Source organism: Stenotrophomonas sp. STEN038 (assembly GCF_056759895.1).
The window spans coordinates 72,975-89,180 of sequence record NZ_JBRRDW010000011.1 but is presented as its reverse complement, the minus strand read 5'-3'; the positions used below and the strand labels follow the sequence as shown (position 1 = coordinate 89,180).

Sequence of the window (16,206 nt, the reverse complement as noted above, 5' to 3'; positions counted from 1 at the left end):
TGTTCAGTCCTCTGGATCGTAGCGGCTGGCCTGGCGGATGCAGTTACCGTCAAAGCCACGCCGGGCCAATAGATCCGCGGCTTTGCGCCGTTGCGCCAGATCTTCCGGGCCACTGGCACCAAAACGGCGGCACACCAGCTCGCGCGCGTTTTCAGTCCAATCGCCCTCAAACGAGGCCATGGCGGCCTCGATCTGCTCGCTGTCCAGCCCATGGGTGCCCAGCTCCGCGCGGATATGCAGCGGCCCATAGCCGCCAGCTGCGCGGTTGCGGACCAACGATTGGGCAAAACGGGTGTCGTCCTGCCAGCCATCCTCGGCCAGCCTGGCCACCGCGGCATCCACCGCTTCCGGGTCCACACCGCGTGATTTGAGCTTGCGGCCGAGCTCCTTGCGCGAATGCTCGCGCCTGACCAGCAGACCCAGTGCGCGCTGCAACGGCGTCTGCTGGCGGCCACGTTTGGTTTTGCCCTCAGGCTGATCGTCGATCTCGGTCATCAGAACACCACCGCTTGGTTCCGCCAGGCTTGGTTCCGCCAGGCTTGGCTCGGCCAAGCTCAACTCCGGCCGGCTCTATTCCGCCACGCCAGAACCCGGCAACACCCAACCCCGCCCCATCCCTGGCGCGGGGTCTTCATGGACAAAATGCCGCAGGAGCGGACGACGTCACTGACGATGCGCCGCCCGCTCCCGCGGGAAAATCACTCCTCGCCGTCTTCGTCGTCGCCTTCTTCGCGCGCCGCTTCGGTGGGCTGGAATTTCTCGCGCAGCTCGGCCTCGAGGCGAGCTGCAACCTGCGGGTTGTCACGCAGATAGCCGCGGGCGTTGTCCTTGCCCTGGCCAATGCGCTCTTCACCGTAGCTGTACCAGGCACCGGCCTTGTCAACCAGCTTGGCATCCACACCCATGTCGATCAGCTCGCCTTCGCGGGAGATGCCTTCGCCATAGAGAATTTCGGTGATGACCTGCTTGAACGGAGGCGCCAACTTGTTCTTGACGACCTTGATCTTGGTCTGGTTACCGATGATCTCGTCGCCCTTCTTGATCGCACCGATACGGCGGATGTCCAGGCGCACCGAGGCGTAGAACTTCAGCGCGTTGCCACCGGTGGTGGTTTCCGGGCTCTGGCCCGGCATCATCACGCCGATCTTCATGCGCAACTGGTTGATGAAGATGACCAGCGTATTGGAGCGCTTGATGTTGCCGGTCAGCTTGCGCAGCGCCTGGCTCATCAGGCGGGCCTGCAGGCCAGGCAGCTGATCGCCCATTTCGCCTTCGATCTCAGCACGCGGGGTCAGCGCAGCGACCGAGTCGACCACCACGATGTCGACCGAGCCCGAACGCACCAGCATGTCGGCGATTTCCAGCGCCTGCTCGCCGGTATCCGGCTGCGACAGCAGCAGGTCGTCGACATTGACGCCCAGCTTGGCGGCGTAGATCGGGTCCAGTGCGTGCTCGGCGTCGATGAACGCAGCGGTGCCACCCAGCTTCTGGCATTCGGCAATGGCCTGCAGGGTCAGCGTGGTCTTGCCCGAGGATTCCGGGCCGTAGATCTCGACCACACGGCCCTTGGGCAGGCCGCCTATGCCAAGTGCGATGTCCAGCATCAACGAGCCCGTGGGGATGATCTCGACGGGTTCGACAACGCGGTCGCCCATACGCATCACCGAGCCTTTGCCGAACTGCTTTTCGATCTGACTCAGTGCAGCAGTAAGCGCGCGCTTCTTGTTCTCGTCCATCGCGTTCGTCCTCGGGGTTGATTTCGTTGATTTCGTCATGGGGTCCACTGTAGGGGAGTCGTATCGCACAGGCTGAGACTGCAGCCGAGACGACAAAATTATTGGGCCGACAAGGATACCGACAGCAGCCCAAACACCCGCCCTACGTAAGGGAAACAGACAGTTACGGCTGCGAAATGCGCAGATCCGGGTTCGGCAGGATGCAAATCCGCGAGCCTCGAATCTGTACGTGTCAGCGGTTTGGCCTCAGCAGGCCGCAATACAGCCCCTCGATGGAGAAATCCTGGTCGGGCAGGACTTCGATCGGCGCGTAGTCGGGGTTGCGTGGCAGCAGGCGGATCCGGTCCTTGGCGATCTTCAGCAGCTTGACCGTGATTTCATCATCGATACGCGCTACCACGATCTGCCCAGAGGTCGCATCGCGGGTGCGGTGTACCCCGATCAGATCGCCATTGAAAATGCCTTCGTCGATCATCGAATCGCCCTGCACTTTCAGCAGGTAATCCGGTGCCGGCGAGAAGAACACCTTGTCCAGCACCACGTAGTCATCCGAGCCGATGTCGGCGCCAATCGGCAGACCAGCAGCAACCCGGCCGAGGATCGGCAGGCGCAGCACATCGTCGTTGGCAGCCTGCGCCGGCAGCTGCGACTCCTGCTCCGCATCGCCCTCGCCATCCTGGCGTACCAGGCGGATGCCACGTGCACGGCCGGGGACGCGCTCGATGGCGCCGGCCGCCTCCAGTGCATCCAGGTGGTATTGGGCCGAACGCACACCCTTGAAACCAAAGGCGCGGGCGATCTCGGTCTGCGATGGCGGCATTCCCTCGGCCTCGATGCGCTCAGCGATCAAGTCGAGGATGGCCTGCTGGGTGTCGGTGAGGTTCATGGTTAGTAGTATTACTACTAACAAAAAGATCTGCAAGCCCCTCGGCGAAGATCAGTGATGGCGCCCACTGCGCAGGATCGAAAACAGGATCCACACCCCGCAGATGCCGGCGCCAACGAAGCCGCACAGCCCCAGCGCGAGGAACCAGCGGCTGGAAAGGCCGCCCACGCTGTGCATCACGATCGAGGAACCAATGATCAGCGCGGCGGTAATGACGCCGACCACCAACCGGTTGGCGGCCCGATTGACCTGGTCACCGAAGCCCTGCAAGGCGGTAGTTTCCACCCGCAGCTTCAACTGCCCGCGCCGCGCCGCCTGCACCAGCCGACGCAGATCACGCGGCAATTCCCCGGCGAAATCCAGCATTCCCAACAGACTGCGGCGGCCGCGCTTGAGCAGCGCCTTGGGCGCATAACGCTGCAGCACCACCTGCTCCAGGAACGGACGCGCGGCACTGGCCATGTCGAAGTCGGGGTCCAGCTGCCGGCCCATGCCTTCCAGAGTGAGGAAGGCCTTGATCATCAATGCCAGGTCGGCCGGCAAGGTCAGGCTGTAGCTGCGCAGCAACTGGGTGATGTCGCCCAGCATCAGGCCGATGCGCAGGTCTTTCAGCGGCACACCACGGTATTGATCGACGAATTGGCTGATGTCCTGTTGCAGGCGACCTTCGTCGACCTCCACGCCTCCGGCCCAGTCCAGCAACACATCGGCGACGGCTTGCGGCTCCTGCTCGACCAAGCCGTGCAGCAGCTGCGCGACCTGGAAGCGACGCGACTCGGACAGCGCACCGACCATACCGAAATCGATAACGCCGATACGCCCATCGCGCATGTAGAAAATGTTGCCGGGGTGTGGATCGGCATGGAAATAGCCGTCTTCCAGCACCATTTTCAGCACGATCTCCGCACCGCGACGGGCCAGCGCTGCGCGGTCCAGGCCAGCGTCGTCGACTGCTTCCAACTTGCGCCCAGGGATGCCATCAACGAAGTCCTGCACGTTGAGGCTTTCGCAGGTCCACTGCCAATGCACGGCTGGAATCAGGATGTCGTCGCGACCATCGAAGTTACGCGCGATGCGCTCGGAATTGCGGCACTCGGCGGCGAAATCCATCTCGCTGCGCAGCGACACGGTGAATTGCTGCACCACTTCCGCTGGCCGATAGCGGCGCAGGTCCGGCAGGCGCGCCTCGACGATTTCAGCCAGCCGCGCCAGCAGGCGAAGGTCTGCTTCAACCACATCGCGGATGCCAGGCCTGCGTATTTTCAGCACCACTTCGCGGCCATCATGCAGACGCGCGCGATGTGCCTGCGCCAACGAGGCGGCGGCCATCGGGGTTTCATCAAGGAAGGCGAATACCTGCGCTGGCGGCGCGCCAAGATCGGTCTCCAGCTGCTCGCGGATGGCGGCATAAGGCAATGCAGGCACCGCGTTCTGCAGTTCGGACAGCTCGGCGATCCACTCCGGCGGCAACAGGTCCACGCGCGTGGCCAGCACCTGCCCAAGCTTGACGAAGGTTGGCCCCAATTCCTGCATCGCGCTGCGTACGCGAACCGGCGCGGTCATCCGCAACATCTGCTGGCTGTCATTCCAGCGCACCAGCCGGCCTGCGCGCTCAAGCACCGACGCCAACCCGGTCCGGCGCACCACGTCGCCGAAACCATAGCGGATCAGAACCGCTGCTATTTCCTGCAATCGGCCCAGATCACGGACCGTGCCCAGTGTTTCCCACATCGCGACTTATCCCGGTTGCTGGCCGGGCCAGCATGTCATAGATGCTCGTCGATGCCGCGCAATGCAGCGTCCACGGTTTGCCGGCGTACGGCATCGCGGTCGCCATCGAACTGGAACAGCTGCGCCCGCGCATAGCCGCCGCGCCGCTTCCAGCCGATCCAGACGCTGCCGACCGGCTTGTCCGGGCTGCCGCCGCCGGGGCCGGCAATGCCGGTCACCGCCACGGCGATGCCCGCGCCGGAATTGATCAGTGCACCGGCAACCATTTCCAGCACGGTCTCGCGGCTGACCGCACCGAACTGCTCCAAGGTCTGCGCGCGGACGCCGAGCAGTCGCTGTTTGGCTTCGTAGCTGTAGACCACCATGCCGCAGTCGAAGAAGGCAGAGGAACCGGCGATATCGGTCATGCTCTTGGCGATCCAGCCGCCGCTGCAGCTTTCCGCGGTTACCAGCTGCAGCGAGGACTGCTGCAAGCGTTCGCCGAGCGCGGCGGCCAGGGCATTGAGATCGGCATCGGTTGGATTGGACATTGCGGCAAAGGGGGCTGGAAGGAGAACCTTTACGTTTTACCGCAGATGACGCCCGCATGGGAGTTGTAGGAGCGGCGTTAGCCGCGAAACCGACACATCATAAGATTGCACGGGTGCTACCAGCTTCGGGAACCCTTGCTTCGCGGCTTACGCCGCTCCTACAAAACAAAACAGCCGGCACGAGGCCGGCTGTCTCTTCCCGCCCGGAATCACCATTCGGGCAATTTTTCCGGCAGCAGCGGTCGGATCACCGCGCCATCCTCGCTCGCCGCCAGCTTTTCGGCTTCGGCAATCGGGATATCGACCTCGATCAACCAGCCCTCTTCATCGGCCTGCTCGCTGCGGATGACTTCCAACTGGTGCAGGCGCGCGCGCAGGCGGCCAGCACTTGGCGGCAGGCGAACCTGGCCGGTGACATGCTGCAGGCCCAAGCGCTTGCCCAGCACCGATTGCAGCAGTTCCAGCCCACGGCCATCGCGTGCGGAAACCCAGACACGCTCACGGCGCGATTCGTCCGGAACGCCATCCTGTGCGTCGTGACGGACTTCGGCACCTTCGATGCGATCGATCTTGTTGAACACCAGTAGCTGCGGCAGATCGCCCGCGCCTACTGCTTCCAACACTTCGTCGACCTGGGCAATGCGCTCTTCGCGCAGCGGATCGGCGGCATCGACCAGATGCAGCAGGAAATCCGCTTCGCGCGCTTCGGAGAGCGTGGAACGGAACGCCGCTACCAGGTCATGCGGCAGGTTGCGCACGAAGCCGACCGTGTCAGCCAGCATCGCGTTGCCGCCCGGCAGGTTGATGCGTCGAACGGTGGGGTCCAGCGTCGCAAACAACAGATCGGCCGCATAGGCACCGGCGCCGGTCAGCGCATTGAACAGCGTGGACTTGCCGGCATTGGTATAGCCAACCAGCGCGATACGCGGCATTTCGCTGCGCACGCGCGCGCGGCGCATCTGGGTGCGCTGCACCTCGACCTTTTCCAGCCGCTTCTGCAGCTGTTCCACCCGCTTCTGCAGCAGGCGGCGGTCGGTTTCCAGCTGGGTTTCACCCGGGCCGCGCAGGCCGATGGAACCACCGCGCTGACGCTCAAGGTGGGTCCAGCCGCGGACCAGACGCGTGGCCATATGCCGCAACTGAGCCAGCTCAACCTGCAGCTTGCCTTCGTGGCTGTGCGCACGCTGGGCAAAGATATCCAGAATCAGACCGGTACGATCAATCACCCGGCGCTCCAGGTAGCGCTCAAGGTTGCGCTCCTGTACCGGGCTGAGTTGATGGTTGACCAGCACCAGATCGGCACCGGTCGCGTCGGCGGCAGCCTTCACTTCTTCCAGCTTGCCACTGCCGATCAGGGTGGAAGGATTGGGCCTGTCCATGCGCGCACTGATGGTCGCGGCAATGCTTGCCCCGGCCGAGCGCGCCAGATCGGTGAACTCCTCCACTACATCTTCTTCCAGCCGGCCAACATGCGGCTGGATCAACAGCGCATGTTCGCCCTTTTTAGAGCGGTCAAACATGCGCCGCCACCTGCTTATTCGTTGTCGTTGTCAATTTCGTCATCAGCTGCCTGACTTCCATCACCCGATTGCACATAGCCACCACCCGGCCCCACGCGCACGTTGCGCGCCGGCACCACGGTGGAAATGGCGTGCTTGTAGACCATCTGGCTGACGGTATTGCGCAGGAGCACCACGAACTGGTCAAACGACTCAATCGTGCCCTGCAATTTGATGCCATTTACCAGGTAGACCGAAACCGGCACGCGCTCACGGCGCAACGCATTCAGAAACGGATCCTGCAAAGACTGCCCCTTGGACATCGTCTACTCCTCGTTATTGTTTTTATGGACCGGACTGATGGCGGCGTCCCCTGCCCGTCCGGAACCTGATGGTACACCGCCCGGCGGGCGCTCAGCCTTGCAGAAAGCGGGAAACCGCGTTCTGCACACCAGACATGTCCCGAACCGGGTCGAACCAGCGTGCATCCAGCTCGCTGCGCAGCCAGGTGATCTGCCGCTTGGCCAGCTGACGGGTGGCAAAAACACCCTTGTCACGGAATTCGGTGGCAGTGCCCTGCCCATCGAGGAACTGCCAGGCCTGGCGATACCCCACCGCCCGCACCGCGGGCAGGTCCAGAGGCGCTGGTACCGCCGCCATCTGTGGCAACGCCCGCAGCGCCCGCACTTCATCCAGGAAGCCACGCTCCAGCATCAGGTCGAAACGGCGCTCGATGCGCTGATGCAGCACCGCGCGATCGGCCGGGGCCAACACCAGTTTCAGCACTCGCGCTGGCAAGCGCGCGATCCCGGGCAAGCCGTGCCAGTAGCTGATAGGTTTGCCGGTCAGGCGGTAAACCTCCAGCGCCCGCTGGATACGCTGCGGGTCGGTGGCATGGATGCGTGCTGCGGCAACCGGATCGAGCTCCGCCAGCTGTGCATGCAGCGCCGGCCAGCCACAAACTTCAGCCTCGGCAGCAATAAGCGCGCGCATCGCCGGGTCGGCCTCCGGCATTGGCGACAGCCCCTGTAGCAAGGCGCGGAAGTACAGACCGGTACCGCCGGCCAGAATCGGCAATTTGCCGCGCGCAACGATGTCGTGCACCGCCGCCGTTGCGTCAGCGGAAAACTCGGCGGCCGAATAGGTCTGCCAGGGGTCGCGCAGATCCAGCAGGTGATGGCGGATGCCGTCCTGCTCGGCCGCGTCAGGCTTGGCCGCACCAATCTCCAGGCCGCGGTAGACCAACGCCGAATCGACGCTGACGATCTCACCGTCATAGGCCTTGGCCAAGGCGATGGCCGCGGCGGTCTTGCCCGAGGCGGTCGGCCCCATCAGGGCGATGGCCAGGGGGCGTTGATCGACGCCCATCAATCCTCGTCCGGCCAGCGCGGCATGGCCGGCTTGGCGGCGCGCGGCGCTGGCACTGCGTCGAACGCAGCCAGCACCTTGAGCGCATCCACCGTCGCGGCCACATCGTGTACGCGCACCATCATCGCGCCTTTCTGTACCGCCAGCAGATGCGCGGCCAGCGAACCGGCCAGCCGCTCGGCAGCCACAGCCCTGCCGGTGACATCACCAATGCAACGCTTGCGCGAGAAGCCCGCCAGCACCGGCGCGCCCAGATCGTTCAACCGATCCTGCGCGGCCAGCAAGGCGAAGTTCTGCGCGGTGTCCTTGTTGAAGCCGTAGCCGGGGTCCAGCAGCAGCCGCTTGCGACCGATGCCAGCCATCTCGGCGGAGAAAATCCGCTCGGCGAGGAAGCGCTGCACATCACCCGCGATATCGACGTAGGCGTGGGCGACGCCTGCATCGTAGGGGCCGCCGACCGCATGCATCAGCACCACCGCCGCCTTCGACGCAGCAACTACTTCCAGCGCGCCGGGCTGCTGCAGCGCCTGCACGTCGTTGATCATGTGCGCGCCAGCTGCCAGCGCAGCACGCATAACCTCCGGCTTGAAGGTATCCACGCTTAGCGGCACTGCTACCTGCGGGAGCAAGGCTTCGATTACCGGAACGACACGGTCGATCTCCTCCTGCACCGAGACCGGGCTTGCGCCGGGACGGGTGGATTCGCCGCCGATATCGAGCACGTCGGCCCCCTGATCGACCAGCACCAGGGCATGCGCGACGGCAGCGGCGGTATAGGCATGCTGGCCACCATCGGAAAACGAATCCGGAGTGACATTGACGATACCCATCACCTGCGGCCGATCCAGCCGCAGCGCACGATCGCCACATTCCAGGGTCGGGAAAACATCAAACATGCGTGCTCCGGCGGACTGCAACAGCGCCTAGTTTAAGCCGCCACGGGCTGGGCTCAAACGCCAGCAGATCACCCCCGGGCGCCGTCAGTGACTCGTCTTCGACGACTGCGCGGCCACTGGACCAATCATCGGTCCTTGTTGCGGGCGCGGATTCGGCTGCCGATCAGGCTCAGGATCACGCCCAGCACCACACCGATGAAGATGCCGGCCAGGAAGTTGTTCGTCTTCACGCCGAAGCCAACACCGGCCACGGTGGCGATGATCATCTCCGGCACGTTCGCGGAGGGTGCCTTGGGCGGCGGCGGAGCATCATTCATGGGGCGGAACCTGAGAAAACCAAAGTGACGTCATTGTCGCCCAGCACATGGTTTGGCGCATAAAAAAACGGGCCGGAAAACCGGCCCGTTCCTGTTGCATCGACGCTACTGGCTCAGTGCTGGCCGGCAGGGTCGGTGATCGGCGTCACCGGCCGCGGGGCGTCGCCACCCTTGCCATCGTCCGCGCGGTCATTGTTACCGCCCTTGTCCACCCAACCCGCAGGCGGCGACGGCTTGCGGCCTTCCATGATCGCCTTGACCTGGTCGGCGTCGATGGTTTCCCAGTCCAGCAGCGCAGCAGTCATCGCTTCGACGATGTCGCGCTTCTCGCCCAGGATCCGGTAGGCAACGTTGTATTGCTCGTCGAGGATGCGACGGATCTCCGCGTCCACCTTCTGCTGGGTGGCCTCGGAAATGGTCTTGCTGTGCATGCCATAGCCGCCTTCTTCATCGGCGTAGACCATGATGCCCAGCACATCGGACATGCCGTACTTGGTGACCATGCCACGGGCCAGCTTGGTAGCGCGCTCGAAGTCGTTGGAGGCACCGGTCGACATCTCGCCGACGAAGATCTCCTCGGCGATACGGCCACCGAACAGGATCGCCAGCTCTTCCAGCATGCGCTCCTTGTACTTGCTGATGTGGTCGTGCTCCGGCAGCTGCCAGGTCAGGCCGAGGGCCCAACCGCGCGGCATGATGGTGACCTTGTGCACCGGGTCGGCCTTGGGCAGCGACATGGCGACAACGGCGTGGCCGGACTCGTGATAAGCGGTATTACGACGCTCTTCCTCACGCATGACCATGCTGCGGCGCTCAGGACCCATATAGATCTTGTCCTTGGCGTCCTCGAAGTCCTTCATGTCGACTTCCTGCTTGTTGCGACGAGCCGCAAACAGGGCGCCTTCATTGATCAGGTTGGCCAGATCGGCACCGGAGAAACCCGGGGTACCGCGTGCCAGCACTTCCGGACGCACGTCATCGGCGGCCGGCACCTTGCGCAGGTGCACGCGCAGGATCTGCTCGCGGCCCTTGATGTCCGGCAAGCCGACCATGACCTGGCGGTCGAAACGGCCCGGACGCAACAGCGCCTTGTCCAGCACGTCAGGACGGTTGGTGGCAGCGATCACGATCACGCCTTCGCCGCCTTCAAAGCCGTCCATCTCAACCAGCATCTGGTTCAGGGTCTGCTCGCGCTCATCGTGGCCACCGCCGGTGCCCGAGCCGCGGTGACGGCCGACGGCATCGATTTCGTCGATGAAGATGATGCACGGCGCGTGCTTCTTGGCCTGCTCGAACATGTCGCGCACGCGGCTGGCGCCGACGCCGACGAACATCTCGACGAAGTCCGAACCGGAGATCGCGAAGAACGGGACCTTGGCCTCGCCCGCAATGGCACGGGCCAGCAGAGTTTTACCGGTACCCGGCGGACCCACCATCAGCACGCCACGCGGGATCTTGCCGCCGAGCTTGGTGAACCTGGACGGGTCACGCAGGAACTCGACCAGTTCGCCGACTTCCTCCTTGGCTTCGTCACAACCGGCAACGTCAGCAAAAGTGACCTTGATCTGGTCTTCGCCCTGCAGCTTGGCGCGGGATTTACCGAAGGACATCGCGCCCTTGGCACCGCCGCCACCGCCCTGCATCTGGCGCATCATGAAGATCCAGAAGCCGATCAGCAGCAGTATCGGCAGGAACTGCAGCACGATGCCCCAGAAACTCGGGCCAGCCGGTTCCTGGCGGGCAACTTCAACGTTCTTGGAATACAGCTGATCCAGCAGCTTCGGGTCGGCCGGTGCGTACAGCGCACCGTCGGAGCCGTCAGCGCGCTTGAAGCGCAGGTGATTGGTGGTCAGCGTGGTCTTGTCGGTGTATTCGACCGACTTGATCCGGCCAGCGTCCACTTCCTGCAGGAACTGCGTGTAATTGCGTGCATCGCCAGCGGCGGCTGCCCCACTGCGCGGGGCAAAACTCTGGAACACCACCATCAGCACGACGGCGACAACCACCCATAACAGGAGGTTCTTGGTCAGGTCGTTCATCCTCATCGGCTCCGGTGTCCCTCTAGATACTAAATGCTGAAAAGTCGTATGGCTGAGCTTACTTTATCTGGGTACGCTTGCCCTGCCCCAAGGCATAAACCTCGGATGAACGCTTGCGTGAAGCGTCCGGTTTGCGAATGGCGACCTTGTCATAACGACGGCGCATTTCACGCACGTAGTCATCAAAGCCGACGCCCTGGAACAACTTGATCAGGAACGCCCCGCCCGGCTTGAGATGGTTATCGGCAAAATCCATCGCCAACTCCGCCAGGTGCATCATCCGCGGCTGGTCAACCGCATCCATACCACTCTTATTGGGGGCCATATCCGACAGCACAAGGTCTACCGGCTGGTCGCCAACCATGGCTTCGAACTGCGATAGGACCGTTTCTTCCCTGAAGTCCCCGTGAAGGAACTCCACGCCAGCCAAAGGCGGCATCTCCAGGATATCCAGCGCCAAGACACGGCCGGTGTCGCCCATCTGCCTGCGCACCTGCTGCGACCAGCCACCCGGCGCGGCGCCCAGATCGACCACCACCATATGCGGCTTCAGCAGGCGGTCACGCTCCAGCAGCTCCTCCAGTTTGTAGGCCGCGCGCGAGCGCATGCCCTCCTTCTGGGCCTTTTTCACAAAAGGATCGGAGAAGTGTTCTTTCAGCCAGCGCTGGCTACTTTTGCTACGGGAAGGCATTGGCAATGGGGCTCACAGGGGTGGTCATGATACCCTGAACCCCCTTGATTACCTGTAGTCCTGCATGTCCATCGTCCTGACCTCGGCCCAGAACCGATTCCTGCGCGGCATCGCGCACGACCTGAAAGCACTGCTGCAGATCGGTGGCAAAGGGGTCACTCCGGCCTTTTTGGCCGAGCTGGAAGAGGTGCTGGAGCGCCACGAACTGGTCAAGGTGAAGGTAGCTGCAGAAGACCGTGAAGCCCGTGACGCGCTGATCGACGAACTGATCCAGGCCAGCGGTGCCGCCCTGGTCCAGCGCATCGGCCACGTCGCCGTGCTGTACCGCCCGGCCAAGGAAAAGCGCCAGATCGTGCTGCCGCGCGGCTGATAGCCGAGGAACACCCATGCAGTTCAGTCGCGAACTTCCCGATTACATCTATTCACTGCGCTCGGCCGATGGCCACCATGCGCAGGTAAACGACCGCGCACTGAGCCGCAGTTTCATCCTGGCACCGAACAGCTTGATTGAAGACTGGCCGGTTGCCTCGGTGGCCGAGTTGCGTGCCGAAGATCTGGACGCAGCACTGGAACTGAATCCGGCACTGGTGATCCTTGGCACGGGTGAAAAGCAGATTTTCCCGCCCGCGGCGATCATGGCGGCCTGCCTGACCCGCGGCATCGGCATCGAGGTGATGAACAACGCCTCGGCCGCACGCACCTACAACGTGCTGGCCGGCGAGAACCGCCGCGTGGTGATGGCCATCATCCTGGAAAGCGCCCCGTAGCGCGCAGCCATGCTGCGTCGGGGCATTTTTGCAGGAGCGGCGTAAGCCGCGAAGCTGACGGTTTAGCAGCCCGCAGACATGCCGGCAATCCCAACGACACCTGACCCGCAGTCCGTGCCAGCAAAGCTGGATGCCGCACTGTAGTGCCGAGCCATGCTCGGCAGGGGCCTTGCTGCCAAGGCATCAGCTAGTTCATCAGCCTCGCGGCTTACGCCGCTCCCACAAGTGCGGTGCGCATTGACGCATCACCGGGAAAGCCGTTGCCGAGCATGGCCCAGCACTACAGGTAAAGCTGCAACGCCGGAAACGCCGGCCGAATCTCCTGCCAGACCTGCAGATATCGAAAACCCGGTGATACCGGATTCTTCATGTCGCTATCTAACGAGTCAGCGGCTCTCCCTTCAGCCAACACACCAGCAGCATCGACAGTGCCACGCAAGCATGAAAACCGGCGAACGCGACCGGCTTGATCGTTGGCGGAAACAGCAGAAAAGCCGCCGGCAACAGCACCGCCACCAGCGCATATACAACCCAGCCCTGCCAAGCCAGCGGCCAACTCCAACCCTGCCTGTGACTTGCGGCCTGGAACCAGTACTTCGGCTTCTGCATCCCCCCTCCTTCTCAAACCGTGGATGCCGTCGCGACACCCCGGCAATCCTGTCACCACCACGATTCGTGGGCGCAACATATCTGCTGCAGGTCCCGCCCAATGATCAGGGCGGGACCGCGAACACTCAGCGGTTCGGCAGGTAAACCAGCGGATCTACCGGCTTGCCGTTGTAGCGGATCTCGAAGTGCAGCATGTCGCGTGAGGTGCCGGTGCGGCCCATCTCGGCAATCTGGTCGCCCGCTTTGACGCTCTGACCTTCGTTGACCAGGCGCTTGCGGTTATGACCGTAGGCCGACAGCCATTGGTCGTTGTGCTTGATGATGATCAGCTCACCATAACCAACCAGGCCGGCGCCGGAGTACACCACCACGCCTGGGCCCGCGGCACGTACCGCCTGACCACTGCTGCCGGCGATGTCCACGCCCTGCTTGGTCGCCTCACCAGCCACGAAACGGCCGACCAGCGCACCCTCTGCCGGCCAACGCCAGGCAATGCCGCTGTTGACCGGCGTAGGTGTCGCTGCCGGCGGCGGGGTCGCCGGGCGCGTAGCCGTCGTCGTTGAACCACTGCTTGCCGGCGGCCGGCTGGCCGTCGCGCCACCCGGATACAGACGCAGCGCCTGCCCCGGGTAGATGGTGTACGGCTCGGACAGGCCATTCCAGGCTGCGAGATCACGCGGCGTGATGTTGTTGATCCGGGCGATGCCGAACAACGTGTCGCCACGGCGAACGATTGCGGTCTGCCCGGGCTTGGCCACCGAGGTGCGCGGCGTGGTCGAGGTGGATGAACCCGAGCTGCCGCCCGAGGGTTTCACCACCGTGGCGGTACCACACGCCGCCAACGAGACCACCGCCAGAACGGCCAGCGTCCTGCCCAAGCCCTTGCCCAACATCAATGCATTCATGCGAATTTAGCCCTCCAGACCAGCCACGCCACCAGGCCCACCACCAATGCGGTGGCAATCCAGCCCAACGGCTCAATCCAGCGCCGCAACCGCTCAGCCGCCTGTGCGCCACCGAAGCGGATTACCGCCGCCAACAAATAAACCCGCTTGCCGCGCCCGACCAGCATGCTCAACACATACTGAGGCATCGGCACGCCGACGATACCCGAGGCCCATGTGAAGACCTTCATCGGGATGGGCATGAAGCCGCCCAGCACCAGGAAGGTGAACACTGCCCACGGCGACTCCGCCATCTTGGCCTGCAAGGTAGCGATGCCGCCTTCAATCGCCGGCAGCATGCCCATTGCCTCGAACAGCGGCTTGAGCACCTCGAAGGCGTAATGGCCCAGCGCGTAACCCACCATCGCGCCGACCATGGAGCCAGCCAGGCTCAGGGTCGCGAAACGCCAGCCCTTGCGCGGCTGTGCCACGCACATCGGCATCAGCATCACTTCCGGCATCACCGGGAAGATGATGGCTTCGATGAAACTCAGCACGGTCAAATAGGTGGGCGCACGCTCATTGGCAGCCCAGACCATGGCGCGGTCGTACAACGGCCCGAAAATCTTCATTCAGTGAGTAGTCCTGTTCTCAGTCCAGCATGCCCGGCAACAACGGCACGAAGCTCACCGGCGCCAGCTCTTCCTGGGTAATGGTGCCATCGGCCTGTCGGGTCAGTTGCAACAGCACCTGTCCGCCGGGCCCGCCAACCGGCGCGACCAGTCGGCCACCGACGGCCAACTGATCGATCAATGCCTCCACCAGCGCCGGCGCGGCGGCCGTCACCACGATGGCGTCATATGGGCCGTGCTCGGGCCAGCCGATGCGGCCGTCGTCATGCTTGGTGCGGATGTTCATGCCCAGGTGGCGGAAGCGCTTGCGCGCCTGTCGCAGCAGGTCGCCGATGCGTTCGACGGTAAACACCTCTAGACCCAGCGCGCCAAGGATGGCGGCCTGGTAACCCGAGCCGGTGCCGACTTCCAACACTTTCTTGGGCGCGACAGCCAGCACCACCTCGGTCATCCGCGCCACGACCCAGGGCTGGGAGATGGTCTGGCCATGGCCGATGGGCAACGCGGTGTCTTCGTAGGCGCGGGATGCCAGCGCCTCGTCGATGAACAGATGCCGCGGCACTACGCGTACGGCGTTGAGCGTGGCCTCGTCGGCAATACCCACTTCGCGCAGGCGATCCACCAGACGGTCGCGCACCCGCTGCGAGGTCATGCCGATACCCACAGCCTCCGGCTGCAGGCGCATGCGCGGCGTCATTCAGGCTTCCCCAGGGTTTCGGTCAACCCACCTACCCAGCTGGCAACCTTTTCCAGGGCCGAATAGCGGGTCAGGTCGACCTGGATCGGGGTGATCGAAATATGCCCGGTACGCACCGCGTGGAAGTCGGTGCCGGGACCGGCGTCCTGCTCACTGCCGGCCGGGCCGATCCAGTACACGGTATTGCCGCGCGGATCAGTCGCCGGAACACAGGCTTCGGCGCGATGGCGGTTGCCAAGCCGGGTGACCTCGAAGCCGCGGACCTCGTCCCAGGGCAGGTCCGGCACGTTGACGTTGAGGATGGTGTCGGCTGGCAATGGATCAGCGATGAGCCTGGACACGATCTCCACCGCGGCGCGTGCTGCGGTAACGAAGTTCTTGGCTTCATGCTTGTGCGTGACCAGCGACACCGCCACCGAGGGCAGGCCGAGGTGGCGCCCTTCCATCGCCGCCGATACCGTGCCCGAATAGATCACGTCATCGCCGAGGTTGGCGGCATTGTTGATGCCCGACACCACGATGTCCGGCTCGAATTCGAGCATGCCGGTCAGCGCCAGATGCACGCAGTCGGTCGGCGTACCCGCCACCGCACAGGTGTAGTGGTCAATGCGGCGCAGACGCACCGGTTGATCCAGCGTGAGTGAGTTGGAAGCACCCGACCGGTCACGATCCGGCGCCACCACGGTGACTTCGTGTCCGGCGTTGCGAAGCTCCTCGGCCAACATCTTGATGCCGGGGGCGTCCACACCATCGTCATTTGATACAAGTACGCGCATTAAAGGCCTGGGTTACTGGATCAACACGCGACGCTCCCACTCGGCGCCGCAATCGCCGGAACGTCCGGTTAGTACATCACCGTGACGGACCGACCTGAGCGGCCATGATACCGGAATGCGCCGCGGCACTTTCCACCTCCGCGGGGCT

Annotated in this window: 19 protein-coding genes; 2 read left to right on the top strand and 17 right to left on the bottom strand. The window is 63.8% G+C overall.

Annotated features, from left to right (window positions below):
- Nucleotides 1-3: 3 nt before the first annotated feature.
- The 12 genes from recX to rlmE all read right to left on the bottom strand — a co-directional run bounded on the left by recX (nucleotide 4) and on the right by rlmE (nucleotide 11,693).
- Complete coding sequence (gene recX / locus ACVOLS_RS06875; RefSeq protein ID WP_481544990.1) at nucleotides 4-495, bottom strand: recombination regulator RecX; 492 nt, start codon at nucleotides 493-495, stop codon at nucleotides 4-6.
- Between the two features lie 203 nt (nucleotides 496-698).
- Nucleotides 699-1,736 (bottom strand): recombinase RecA, encoded by a 1,038-nt coding sequence (recA, locus tag ACVOLS_RS06870; protein WP_282271203.1) that lies wholly within the window; start codon nucleotides 1,734-1,736, stop codon nucleotides 699-701.
- Between the two features lie 232 nt (nucleotides 1,737-1,968).
- Nucleotides 1,969-2,622, bottom strand: coding sequence for a transcriptional repressor LexA (gene lexA / locus ACVOLS_RS06865; protein WP_481544989.1), 654 nt, complete (start codon nucleotides 2,620-2,622; stop codon nucleotides 1,969-1,971).
- A 51-nt stretch (nucleotides 2,623-2,673) separates the two neighbouring features.
- Complete coding sequence (gene ubiB, locus ACVOLS_RS06860) at nucleotides 2,674-4,353, bottom strand: 2-polyprenylphenol 6-hydroxylase (RefSeq protein ID WP_481544988.1); 1,680 nt, start codon at nucleotides 4,351-4,353, stop codon at nucleotides 2,674-2,676.
- A 35-nt stretch (nucleotides 4,354-4,388) separates the two neighbouring features.
- On the bottom strand, nucleotides 4,389-4,883 hold the full coding sequence (locus ACVOLS_RS06855; protein ID WP_481544987.1) for a CinA family protein: 495 nt from the start codon (nucleotides 4,881-4,883) through the stop codon (nucleotides 4,389-4,391).
- 209 nt (nucleotides 4,884-5,092) lie between these two features.
- Nucleotides 5,093-6,403 carry a ribosome rescue GTPase HflX gene (hflX, locus tag ACVOLS_RS06850; RefSeq protein WP_303749674.1) on the bottom strand — a complete coding sequence of 437 codons (1,311 nt, stop codon included), beginning with the start codon at nucleotides 6,401-6,403 and terminating at the stop codon, nucleotides 5,093-5,095.
- Between the two features lie 14 nt (nucleotides 6,404-6,417).
- Nucleotides 6,418-6,705, bottom strand: a complete 288-nt coding sequence (gene hfq / locus ACVOLS_RS06845) for an RNA chaperone Hfq (RefSeq protein WP_057628256.1) — start codon at nucleotides 6,703-6,705, stop codon at nucleotides 6,418-6,420.
- A 91-nt stretch (nucleotides 6,706-6,796) separates the two neighbouring features.
- Nucleotides 6,797-7,750, bottom strand: a complete 954-nt coding sequence (miaA, locus tag ACVOLS_RS06840; protein ID WP_481544986.1) for a tRNA (adenosine(37)-N6)-dimethylallyltransferase MiaA — start codon at nucleotides 7,748-7,750, stop codon at nucleotides 6,797-6,799.
- Nucleotides 7,750-8,646, bottom strand: a complete 897-nt coding sequence (gene folP / locus ACVOLS_RS06835; protein WP_481544985.1) for a dihydropteroate synthase — start codon at nucleotides 8,644-8,646, stop codon at nucleotides 7,750-7,752. Before folP ends, miaA begins: the two co-directional genes overlap by 1 nt.
- Before the next feature lie 125 nt (nucleotides 8,647-8,771).
- Nucleotides 8,772-8,963 (bottom strand): hypothetical protein, encoded by a 192-nt coding sequence (locus tag ACVOLS_RS06830; protein ID WP_481544984.1) that lies wholly within the window; start codon nucleotides 8,961-8,963, stop codon nucleotides 8,772-8,774.
- A 113-nt stretch (nucleotides 8,964-9,076) separates the two neighbouring features.
- Nucleotides 9,077-11,002, bottom strand: coding sequence for an ATP-dependent zinc metalloprotease FtsH (gene ftsH, locus ACVOLS_RS06825; RefSeq protein WP_481544983.1), 1,926 nt, complete (start codon nucleotides 11,000-11,002; stop codon nucleotides 9,077-9,079).
- A gap of 58 nt (nucleotides 11,003-11,060) precedes the next feature.
- Entirely contained in the window at nucleotides 11,061-11,693 is a 633-nt protein-coding gene (gene rlmE, locus ACVOLS_RS06820; RefSeq protein ID WP_481544982.1) for a 23S rRNA (uridine(2552)-2'-O)-methyltransferase RlmE, read from the bottom strand.
- 64 nt (nucleotides 11,694-11,757) lie between these two features.
- Here rlmE and yhbY point away from each other — a divergent pair, with 64 nt between their 5' ends.
- Both yhbY and ACVOLS_RS06810 read left to right on the top strand, forming a co-directional pair.
- Nucleotides 11,758-12,063 (top strand): ribosome assembly RNA-binding protein YhbY, encoded by a 306-nt coding sequence (yhbY, locus tag ACVOLS_RS06815; RefSeq protein WP_481544981.1) that lies wholly within the window; start codon nucleotides 11,758-11,760, stop codon nucleotides 12,061-12,063.
- Between the two features lie 16 nt (nucleotides 12,064-12,079).
- Nucleotides 12,080-12,460 (top strand): Mth938-like domain-containing protein, encoded by a 381-nt coding sequence (locus tag ACVOLS_RS06810; protein ID WP_481544980.1) that lies wholly within the window; start codon nucleotides 12,080-12,082, stop codon nucleotides 12,458-12,460.
- A 378-nt stretch (nucleotides 12,461-12,838) separates the two neighbouring features.
- Here ACVOLS_RS06810 and ACVOLS_RS06805 read toward each other — a convergent pair whose 3' ends face one another.
- From ACVOLS_RS06805 to surE, 5 genes are all read right to left on the bottom strand, one after another.
- Nucleotides 12,839-13,069, bottom strand: a complete 231-nt coding sequence (locus tag ACVOLS_RS06805) for a hypothetical protein (protein ID WP_481544979.1) — start codon at nucleotides 13,067-13,069, stop codon at nucleotides 12,839-12,841.
- A 125-nt stretch (nucleotides 13,070-13,194) separates the two neighbouring features.
- Nucleotides 13,195-13,974 (bottom strand): peptidoglycan DD-metalloendopeptidase family protein, encoded by a 780-nt coding sequence (locus tag ACVOLS_RS06800; protein WP_481544978.1) that lies wholly within the window; start codon nucleotides 13,972-13,974, stop codon nucleotides 13,195-13,197.
- Nucleotides 13,971-14,585 carry a YqaA family protein gene (locus ACVOLS_RS06795; RefSeq protein ID WP_481544977.1) on the bottom strand — a complete coding sequence of 205 codons (615 nt, stop codon included), beginning with the start codon at nucleotides 14,583-14,585 and terminating at the stop codon, nucleotides 13,971-13,973. Before ACVOLS_RS06795 ends, ACVOLS_RS06800 begins: the two co-directional genes overlap by 4 nt.
- A 19-nt stretch (nucleotides 14,586-14,604) precedes the next feature.
- Nucleotides 14,605-15,282: a protein-L-isoaspartate(D-aspartate) O-methyltransferase gene (locus ACVOLS_RS06790; RefSeq protein ID WP_481544976.1), complete on the bottom strand. Its 678-nt coding sequence runs from the start codon at nucleotides 15,280-15,282 to the stop codon at nucleotides 14,605-14,607.
- Nucleotides 15,279-16,058, bottom strand: coding sequence for a 5'/3'-nucleotidase SurE (gene surE, locus ACVOLS_RS06785; protein ID WP_481544975.1), 780 nt, complete (start codon nucleotides 16,056-16,058; stop codon nucleotides 15,279-15,281). The genes ACVOLS_RS06790 and surE overlap by 4 nt, the downstream gene beginning before the upstream one ends.
- Nucleotides 16,059-16,206 lie beyond the last annotated feature (148 nt).